Genomic DNA, 8,408 nt, shown 5'->3' with positions numbered 1-8,408 from the left:
GGCCTGTTCGACGACGAGATCCACCCGCCCGACGCCACCGCCCATGGTGCGTCAGACGCACCGAACGCCACATTGGGTGCGTGGGACGCAACCAACGCCACATTGGGGCGCTAGGCCGGGGCGCCGACCTTCGCTTGGAGCGCGAAGTCGCCTTCGCGTGTCTCCACCGAAGCGATCGTCCCGGCGACGCGGATGTCCGGCTCGATCGCCGTGAACCGCGCCAGTACCTCGGGCGGGCCGGTCACCGTCAGCGTCTCCACCGCCGAGCGCATCGACACCTTCGCGTCCGTCTTCGCCCGGCGCACCGCCGCGATCACCTCGCCCGCCAGCGTCAGCAGCTCCGGATCACCGTCGGACGCCGACACCGTGGGCCAGGACGCCCGGTGCACCGATCCGCGCTGCCACCACGACCAGACCTCCTCGGCCGCGAACGGCAGGAACGGCGCGAACAGCCGCAGCACCGCCGACAACGCCGTCACCAGCGCCGCCTGGGCCGACGAAGCTCCTTCGGGACCGCTGTCGCCGTACGCGCGGCCCTTCACCAGCTCGACGTAGTCGTCGCAGAACGTCCAGAAGAACGTCTCCGTCACCTGCAGCGCCCGCGCGTAGTCCAGCGCCTCCAGCGCCGCCGTCGCCTGCTCGACGACGACGGCCAGCGACGCCAGCAGCGCCCGGTCCAGTGGCTCGGCCGCCACCGCGGAAGGCGACGGCACGCCCAGGCCCAGCACGAACCGGCTCGCGTTGAGCAGCTTCGTCGCCAGGCGGCGGCCGACCTTCATCTGGCCTTCGTCCACCGCCGTGTCGACGCCCGGGCGCGCGCTCGCCGCCCAGTAGCGGACCGCGTCCGAGCCGAAGCGCTCCAGCAGGTCCACCGGGATGATCACGTTGCCGACGGACTTCGACATCTTCTTGCGGTCCGGATCGAGCACCCAGCCCGCGATCGCCGCCTCCCGCCACGGCAGCACGCCGTGCTCCAGCTCCGCGCGCACCGCCGTCGAGAACAGCCAGGTGCGGATGATCTCGTGCGCCTGCGGCCGCAGGTCCATCGGGAACACCCGCGCGAACAGGTCGTCGTCGACGCTCCAGCGGCCGACGATCTGCGGCGTGAGCGACGACGTCGCCCACGTGTCCATCACGTCCGCTTCGGCGACGAACCCGCCCGGGACGCCGCGCTGGTCCTCGGTGAAGCCCGGCGGGACATCGCTGCTCGGGTCGACCGGCAAGTCGTCCGGCAGCAGCCGCGCGTCGTGGTCCGGCTCGCCGTGCGCGTCGAGCCGGTACCACAACGGGATCGGCACGCCGAAGAACCGCTGACGGCTGACCAGCCAGTCACCGGCCAGGTTCTCGACCCACGACGAGTAGCGCACCTTCATGTGCTTCGGCACCCAGTTCAGTTCCTCGCCCCGGGCCAGCATGCGCGCCCGGAACGCCTCGTCGTTGCCGCCGTTGCGCAGGTACCACTGCCGGCTCGCGACGATCTCCAAGGGCTTGTCGCCCTTCTCGTAGAACTTCACCGAGTGCGTGATCGGCCGCGGTTCCCCTTGCAGGGCACCGGTTTCGCGCAGCAGGCGCACCATGATCTCGCGTCCCGTGTGGACGGTCTTGCCCACGATCGGCGCGTACTTCTCCGCCGGGACGCCGTGAGGCGCGTCGGGCAGGAACCGGCCGTCGCGGCCCAGCACGACCCGCGTCGCCAGGCGCAGCTCACGCCACCACGTGACGTCGGTGGTGTCGCCGAAGGTGCACACCATCGCGATGCCGCGGCCCTTCTCCGGGTCCGCCAGGTGGTGCGCCACCACGGGCACCTCGACGCCGAACACCGGCGTCCGCACCGTTTTCCCGAAGAGCGGCTTGAACCGCTCGTCATCGGGGTGGGCGACCAGCGCGACGCACGCGGGCAGCAGCTCCGGCCGGGTCGTGGCGATCACGACGTCCGCGCCGTCGGGACCGGTGAACGCGAGGTCGTGGAACGCGCCCGGGCGTTCACGGTCTTCCAGTTCGGCCTGCGCGACGGCGGTGCGGAAGCTGACGTCCCAGAGCGTCGGCGCTTCGGCCTGGTAGGCCTCGCCGCGGGCGAGGTTGCGCAGGAACGCGCGCTGCGAGATCAGCCGCGAGTCGTGCCCGATCGTCTGGTAGGTCATCGTCCAGTCGACCGACAGCCCGAGCCGCCGCCACAGCTCCTCGAAGACCTTCTCGTCGGTCTCGGTGAGGGTTTCGCACAGCTCGACGAAGTTCCGGCGCGAGATCGCCACGACGTCCTTGCCCGGTTTCTCCGGCGGCCGGAACTCCGGGTCGTAGGGCAGCGACGGCTCGCAGCGGACGCCGAAGTGGTTCTGCACCCGCCGTTCGGTCGGCAGGCCGTTGTCGTCCCAGCCCATCGGGTAGAAGACCTCGAGCCCGCGCATCCGCTTGAACCGCGCCAGCACGTCGGTCTGGGTGAAGGAGAAGACGTGCCCGATGTGCAGCGACCCGCTGACCGTCGGCGGCGGGGTGTCGATCGAATAGACCTCGTCCCGGGTCTTCGTGCGGTCGAAGCGGTAGGCGCCGGTGGATTCCCATACGGGTACCCACTTGGCCTCCAGACCGTCGACACCGACCTTGTCCGGGACTCTCGGGCGCTCGTATGGGGTACTCATGAAGCAACTCTAGGCGGCCGGAGAACCGGTTTTCGCCTCGGTCGGCAGATCGCGCATGTGCCGGAGCGGCGAGCAGACCACCCAGAGCACCGCGGCGGCTTCGCCGGTGACCGCGACCCACAGCGCGCCCCGCAGCCCGAGTCCTTCGCCGAGCGCGCCGCCCAGCAGCCCGCCGAGCGGGATCACGCCCCAGACGACGAACCGCACGCTGGCGTTCATCCGGCCGAGCAGCCGGTCCGGGCAGATCGCCTGGCGGTAGGAGACCGCCGCGACGTTGTAGATGATGATCCCGAACCAGCCGACGGCCGCGCCGAACCCGGCGAGCCCGAGCCGCCAGCCCGGCGCGGCGAGCGGGAGCAGCAGGTGGCCGGGCAACGCGCACAGCGGGACCAGCCAGATCGCCCGCGCCTGGCCGATCCGGCGGGTGAGCGCACCCGAGCAGAGCGCGCCGAGGATGCCGCCGGCGCCGCCGATCGCCAGCAGGATGCCGACCGCGGCCGGCGCCAGCCCGACCGTTCGTGTCAGGAACAGCACGTACACGGCGTTGAAGGCGCCGCCGAAGAAGTTCGCCGTGCCCGTCGTGCCCACGATCGCCCGCAGCGGCTTGTCGGAGAAGACGAACCTGAGTCCTTCCCCGATCTGCGGGAGCAGCCGGGCGTGGGCGCCGCGGTCCGGCTCGGGTTCTCTCGCGCGGATGCGCAGCAGGAACAACGCCGACGTCAGGTAGCCGAGGCCGGTGATCAGCACGGTGCTGGCGGCGTTGACCAGCTGGACCAGCACACCGGCGGCGCCCGGCCCGGCGATCTGCGCGACCGACTGGACGGCCTGCAGCTTGGCGTTGCCCTCCAGCAGGTGCTCCCGGCCGACGAGCGAGGGCAGGTACGACTGGTAGGCGATGTCGAAGAACAGCGTCGCGATGCCCACGAGCAGCACGACGACCAGCAGCTGCGCGAGCGTCAGCACGCCGGCCCACCAGGCGATCGGCACGCTCAGCAGCAGCGTGAAGCGCGTGAAGTCGGCGGTGAGCATGACCCGGCGGCGGCGCAGCCGGTCGACCCACACCCCGGCCGGCAGCCCCAGCAGCAGGAACGCGAGCGTTTCGGCCGCGGTCAGCAGGCCCATCTCGAACGGCGTCGCGGCCAGTGTCACGGCGGCGAGCAGCGGGACGGCGGTGTTGCCGACGAACGTGCCGAACTGGCTGGCCGTGTCGCCGGCCCACAGCCGCCTGAAGTCGGCGTGGAAGAAGAGTGATGTCCCCCTGGGCATGGGTTCGAGTCTGGCGCGAGTGATTGGAAAGTGTCAATCACTGTTCGCTCTAGGCTGTGCGCGTGCCTTCTGAGAAACGACGCGCCGCGACCGAAGCCGAGGCCGCCGCGCTGGCCTCCGGAATACGGCTGCGCATCATCCGGTTGACCTTCTCGGAGGCGCTGACGAACAAGGAGCTCGCCGAGCGGCTCGGGCGGGACCCGGCGACGACCCTGCACCACGTGCGCAAGCTCGTCGAAACCGGTTTCCTGGCCGCGCAGCCGCCGCGCCGCGGAGCCCGGGGCGCGAAGGAAATTCCGTATCTTTCGACGGGGCTTTCCTGGACACTCGACTCATGCGGTGATCAGGGTGTGAAGCAGGCGGTGCTCGAGGCCTATCTGGCCGAGATCGCCGAAACCGGGTTCGAGGACGTGCAGCAGACGCGCCTCGTCGTCCAGGTGGCCCCTGAGGAGCGCGAAGAGCTGCAAGACCGGCTCGAATCGCTGCTCGAGGAGTTCCGCGCACGCCCCCGCCGTCCCGGCGCGGAGCGCACCGCGATCTACCTCGCCACCTATCCCAGCACGTAAAAGTTCGGTTCCCGCGGCGAATCGTGGGAACATGGAGGCACGATGACAGAACTGACACACACCGAAGACCACGACGACGACCTGTACGACGGAGACCCGTCGACAGGCGAGATGGAGCTCGAGGACCGGGCGTCACTGCGCCGGGTCAGGGGACTGTCCACGGAGCTCGAGGACGTCACCGAGGTCGAGTACCGGCAACTGCGGCTGGAACGCGTCGTGCTGGTCGGCGTGTGGACCGAGGGCACGGCCCTGCAGTCCGAGGCGTCGCTGGCCGAGCTGGCGCGCCTGGCCGAGACGGCGGGCTCCGAAGTCCTCGAAGGCCTCATCCAGCGGCGGCCCAAGCCGGACCCGGCCACCTACATCGGCTCGGGCAAGGTCAAGGAGCTGCGGGACATCGTCGGGTCCACCGGCGCCGACACCGTGATCTGCGACGGCGAGCTCTCGCCGGGCCAGCTGCGGCAGCTCGAGGAGAAGGTCAAGGTCAAGGTCATCGACCGGACCGCCCTGATCCTCGACATCTTCGCCCAGCACGCCCGGTCCAAGGAGGGCAAGGCACAGGTCGAGCTGGCCCAGCTGCAGTACCTGATCCCGCGTCTGCGCGGGTGGGGTGCGTCGCTGTCCCGGCAGGCCGGTGGCCGCGCGGGTGGCGCGAACGGCGGCGTGGGCCTGCGCGGTCCCGGTGAGACCAAGCTCGAGACCGACCGGCGGCGGATCAACAAGCGCGTGGCGAAGCTGCGCCGCGAGATCGCCGCCATGGACACCATCCGCGAGACCAAGCGCGGGCGGCGGCTGGCCAACGAGGTGCCCAGCGTGGCGATCGTCGGCTACACCAACGCCGGCAAGTCGAGCCTGCTCAACGCGCTGACCGGGGCCGGGGTGCTGGTGGAGGACGCGCTGTTCGCCACCCTCGACCCGACCACGCGGCGCGCGCAGACCGCGGACGGGCGCGGCTACACGCTGACCGACACCGTCGGGTTCGTGCGGCACCTGCCGCACCAGCTGGTGGACGCGTTCCGCTCGACGCTCGAAGAGGCCGCGGACGCGGACCTGCTGGTGCACGTGGTCGACGGGTCCGACCCGGCGCCGGAGGAGCAGGTCAGCGCGGTGCGCGAGGTGCTCGGCGAGATCACGCGCAAGCGCAAGGAGCCGCTCCCGCCGGAGCTGCTGGTGATCAACAAGATCGACGCGTCCGACGAGGTCAGCCTCGCCCGGCTGCGGCACGCGCTGGCCGGCTCGGTGCCGGTCTCGGCGCGGACCGGGGCGGGCATCGCGGAGCTCGTCGAGGTGATCGCCGACCGCCTGCCGCGGCCGGAGGTCACCGTCGAGGTCCTCGTGCCCTACACGCGCGGCGAGCTGGTCGCGCGGGCGCACGCGGACGGCGAAGTACTCGAAGAGGAGCACGTCGAGGACGGCACGCGCCTGCTGGTGCGGGTCCGCCCGGACTTCGCGGCGGCTTTGCGCGAGTACGAGACCAACGCCAGCCGGGCCTGAGACGTCTACATTCCAGTGTGCGATCAAGCGGATCGCACACTGGAATGTTCTCGGAGGTGGCTGAGTGCGCTGGGTCGTCGCATTTGCGGCAGTGTCTTTGGGCGTGCTCGGCGGGCCGGTTCCGGCTTCCGCGGCTCCGGCCGCTCCGGAGCCGTTGTGCACGATGAAGGACTCGAGGATCGGCGAGCTGTCCGGCCTGGCCTCCGACGGATCGAAGCTCTACGCGATCAACGACGGCGGCACCAAGGTCCAGGTGTTCGTGCTGGGGCGGGACTGCAAGGTCCAGAAGGTCTTCACCGACAAGACCGACCCCTTCGACGTCGAGGACCTGGCCCGGACCCCGGACGGCCGGCTGTGGCTGTCCGACACCGGGGACAACAAGAAGGGCCGGCTGACGGTCGCCCTGCTGGAGATGAGTCCCCAGGGCAAGCTCACGCTGCACCGGCTCACGTACCCGGACGGCCAGCACGACACCGAAGCGCTGATCGTGGACAAGGCGGGGACGCCGTACCTGATCACCAAGGACATCCTCGGCGAGGCTCGCGTGTACCGGCCCCAGGGGCCGCTCGCCAGCCCCGGGCCGACCAACCTGGAGAAGGTCGGCACGGTAAAGATCGCGGAGACCGACACCCAGGGCGGCCCGGTGGGCTCGTTCGGCTCGGTGCTCGTGACGGGCGGCGCGACGTCGGCGGACGGAACCGTGGTGGCCCTGCGGACCTACACCGACGCTTACTTGTACGCGGCCCCGGACGGCGACGTGCCGGCGGCGTTGCAGCGGACGCCGATGCGGATCCCGTTGCCGGGGGAGAAGCAGGGCGAAGCGATCGCGTTCGACCCCGACGGGACCTTGCTGTCGGGCAGTGAAGGGGTCGGCGAGCCGATCCGCGCGGTGCCCGGAGCGGCGGCGTCGGCGGCCCGGTCGGCCGCGGCTTCGACGGACGGAAAGCCCGCTTCGAGCGCCGGCGGCGGCGGATCGTCGGACGACGGGGGAGTGCCGGTCCTGCCGGCGGCGGGCATCGCGGTCGCCGTGGTGGGGCTCGGCTGGTTCGGGTTCAGCAGGGTGCGCCGCCGCCGAGGCTGACGAGTCACCGGTTCCGGCGGGGGTGGCCGTCCTTCGCGCGGTGCGGGGCGCGGCTGCTCAGGCCGCGCAGTCCTGCGCACCGCGCGAAGGAAACCTCGACCGGCGCGGCGGTGGACAGGGCCGGGCTTCCTGTCCACCCACCGCACCGCGGCCGGGTTGGCTCCCGATCTCGGCTCCCCACGGCCGAAGATCATCCGATCCGGTTAACCTCACGGGCCGTGCGATAGCCCGCGAGACACCCCTCAGAGACGTCGCAGCACTGCCACGACCTTGCCGAGCACCGTCGCGTCGTCGCCGGGGATCGGGTCGTACGCCTCGTTGTGCGGCATCAGCCAGATGTGGCCGCCCTTGCGCTTGAACGTCTTGACCGTCGCTTCGCCGTCGATCATCGCCGCGACGATCTCGCCGTTGTCCGCTTCCGGCTGCTGCCGGACCACGACCCAGTCGCCGTCGGTGATGGCCGCGTCGATCATCGAGTCACCGGTGACCTTCAGCAGGAACAGCTCGCCCTCGCCGACGATCTCCCGCGGCAGCGGGAACACGTCCTCGATGGCCTGCTCGGCCAGCACCGGGCCACCCGCGGCGATCCGGCCGACCAGCGGCACGTACGCCGCCTTCGGCATGACCGGCTGCTGGTCCATCTCGATGCCCATGGGGTTGTCGTCGGTCGCCGAGAGCACGCCGACCGCGCGGGGACGGTTCGCGTCCCGGCGCAGATAACCCTTGCGCTGCAGGGCACGCAGCTGGTGCGAGACCGACGACGTCGACGTCAGCCCGACCGCCTCGCCGATCTCGCGGACGCTCGGCGGGTAGCCGAACCGGCTCACCCACGAGCGGATCACGTCGAGCACCTGCTGCTGGCGGACGGTGAGGGTCTCGTCGACGTCGTACACCTCCGGCATGGAGTGCACACCGCCTCCGGGGGACCCACTGGTCCTGCCCGCCTTGTTCTCCTTCGCCACTGCGTCGCCTCCCAGACGTTCGCTGCACGTATCGCACGCCGGCCGCCGCCCGCGGGTGCGGGCAGCCTCGCCGGCGGCATCTGCCCGGCAGATGCCCTGGTCACCGACGTTAGCCCCCGGGCACGACGATTTCAAACATCTGTTCGATCGACACGCCGTGTCCGCTCGATTTTGTCGGTGGTAGGTGGTAGACCTTCGCACGGGCGTTCGATAGAACGCCTGTTCGACCTTGATCCACGGGCCGGCACCGGCCCCGGAAACGGGCGGACACCAGGGTTTCGAGGAGGTTCGGATGTCCATTCTGGCCGAACGCGGGCACGCCCGCCCGGCGACCCCGGTCCCGGCGCCACCCCGGCCCGTCCGCGTCCTGCGCGGGCGCCGCGGCGAGGTCCAGCGCCCGCCGACA

6 protein-coding genes are annotated in these 8,408 nt (G+C 71.0%); 3 read left to right on the top strand and 3 right to left on the bottom strand.

Features of this window, described 5'->3' with window-relative positions:
• Nucleotides 1-110: 110 nt before the first annotated feature.
• Nucleotides 111-2,636: a valine--tRNA ligase gene (gene valS / locus AB0M83_RS47725; RefSeq protein ID WP_364529203.1), complete on the bottom strand. Its 2,526-nt coding sequence runs from the start codon at nucleotides 2,634-2,636 to the stop codon at nucleotides 111-113.
• 9 nt (nucleotides 2,637-2,645) lie between these two features.
• Nucleotides 2,646-3,902, bottom strand: coding sequence for an MFS transporter (locus AB0M83_RS47720; RefSeq protein WP_364529200.1), 1,257 nt, complete (start codon nucleotides 3,900-3,902; stop codon nucleotides 2,646-2,648).
• A gap of 62 nt (nucleotides 3,903-3,964) precedes the next feature.
• Here AB0M83_RS47720 and AB0M83_RS47715 point away from each other — a divergent pair, with 62 nt between their 5' ends.
• The 3 genes from AB0M83_RS47715 to AB0M83_RS47705 all read left to right on the top strand — a co-directional run bounded on the left by AB0M83_RS47715 (nucleotide 3,965) and on the right by AB0M83_RS47705 (nucleotide 7,040).
• Nucleotides 3,965-4,468 (top strand): winged helix-turn-helix domain-containing protein, encoded by a 504-nt coding sequence (locus tag AB0M83_RS47715; RefSeq protein ID WP_364529209.1) that lies wholly within the window; start codon nucleotides 3,965-3,967, stop codon nucleotides 4,466-4,468.
• 42 nt (nucleotides 4,469-4,510) lie between these two features.
• Nucleotides 4,511-5,959 (top strand): GTPase HflX, encoded by a 1,449-nt coding sequence (gene hflX / locus AB0M83_RS47710; protein WP_364529197.1) that lies wholly within the window; start codon nucleotides 4,511-4,513, stop codon nucleotides 5,957-5,959.
• A 64-nt stretch (nucleotides 5,960-6,023) separates the two neighbouring features.
• Nucleotides 6,024-7,040 carry a hypothetical protein gene (locus AB0M83_RS47705; protein ID WP_364529194.1) on the top strand — a complete coding sequence of 339 codons (1,017 nt, stop codon included), beginning with the start codon at nucleotides 6,024-6,026 and terminating at the stop codon, nucleotides 7,038-7,040.
• A gap of 242 nt (nucleotides 7,041-7,282) precedes the next feature.
• Here the strand turns inward: AB0M83_RS47705 and lexA are convergent, their stop codons facing one another.
• Complete coding sequence (lexA, locus tag AB0M83_RS47700) at nucleotides 7,283-7,942, bottom strand: transcriptional repressor LexA (protein ID WP_364529206.1); 660 nt, start codon at nucleotides 7,940-7,942, stop codon at nucleotides 7,283-7,285.
• Between the last annotated feature and the right edge of the window lie 466 nt (nucleotides 7,943-8,408).

The organism is Amycolatopsis sp. NPDC051106, from assembly GCF_040682775.1.
GTDB lineage: Bacteria > Actinomycetota > Actinomycetes > Mycobacteriales > Pseudonocardiaceae > Amycolatopsis.
This window is presented reverse-complemented; position numbering and strand designations above follow the sequence as displayed.